The 1,022-nt window shown below is 68.2% G+C and carries 1 protein-coding gene; it reads left to right on the forward strand.

Features of this window, described 5'->3' with window-relative positions; all coding sequences use genetic code 11:
- Window positions 1-111 precede the first annotated feature (111 nt).
- On the forward strand, window positions 112-1,022 hold a 911-nt coding region (locus tag WDV06_RS36955; RefSeq protein ID WP_395514172.1), incomplete at its 3' end, for an IS481 family transposase.

Here is a 1,022-nt window from a genome sequence, read left to right on the forward strand (position 1 = left end):
GGGAGGTTGTGGACGGGTGACGCAGGTCTCGGCTGAGGGATCTTGAACGGGTGAGGGCCTTCCGGGTTCGGTGTGGATTGCGACGTCAACACCAACCAGCAGAAGGCCCTCATGCCCCACCGTAATGCACCTCTGACCGAGACCGGACGCCTGCGTCTGGCCCGCTGCGTGGTCGAGAACGGCTGGCCCTTGCGCCGGGCCGCCGAACGCTTCCAGGTCTCACCCACCACCGCTCAACGTTGGGCCGATCGCTACCGGACCCTCGGCGAGCCCGGTATGGCCGACCGCTCCAGCCGCCCGCACCACAGCCCACGCCGGACTCCGACCCGCACCGAGCGCCGGATCATCAAGGTTCGCGTCCTGCGCCGGTGGGGTCCGGCCCGCATCGCCCACCTGCTGCACCTGGTGCCCTCGACCGTGCACCGTGTCCTGACCCGGTTCGGCCTGGCCCGTCTGACCCACCTGGACCGGGCCACCGGCACCGTCACACGGCGCTACGAACGCGATCGGCCGGGCGAACTGGTCCACGTCGACATCAAGAAACTCGGCAACATCCCCGATGGCGGCGGCCACAAGACCATCGGCCGCCAGGCCGGTCGCAAGAACCGCAACAACGCCGGCTACAGCTACATCCACACCGCCGTCGACGACCACTCCCGCCTCGCCTACAGCGAGATCCTCACCGATGAGAAGAAGGAAACCGCCGCCGGTTTCTGGCAACGGGCCCAGACGTTCTTCACCTCGTGCGGAATCACCGTCGAGCGCGTCCTGACCGACAACGGAGCCTGCTACAAGTCCCACGTCTGGCGCGACGTCCTGACGGCGGCCGGGATCACCCACAAGCGAACCCGGCCCTACCGCCCCCAGACCAACGGCAAGGTCGAACGGCTGAACCGGACCCTGCTGGACGAATGGGCCTACGCCCGCCCCTACCGCTCAGAGCAGGAACGACGCGACGCCTTCCCCGGCTGGCTGCACTCCTACAATCACCACCGCGGACACACCGCGCTCGCAGGCAAACC

It is taken from the genome of Streptomyces racemochromogenes, from assembly GCF_044129415.1.
Taxonomy (GTDB): Bacteria; Actinomycetota; Actinomycetes; order Streptomycetales; family Streptomycetaceae; genus Streptomyces; species Streptomyces racemochromogenes_A.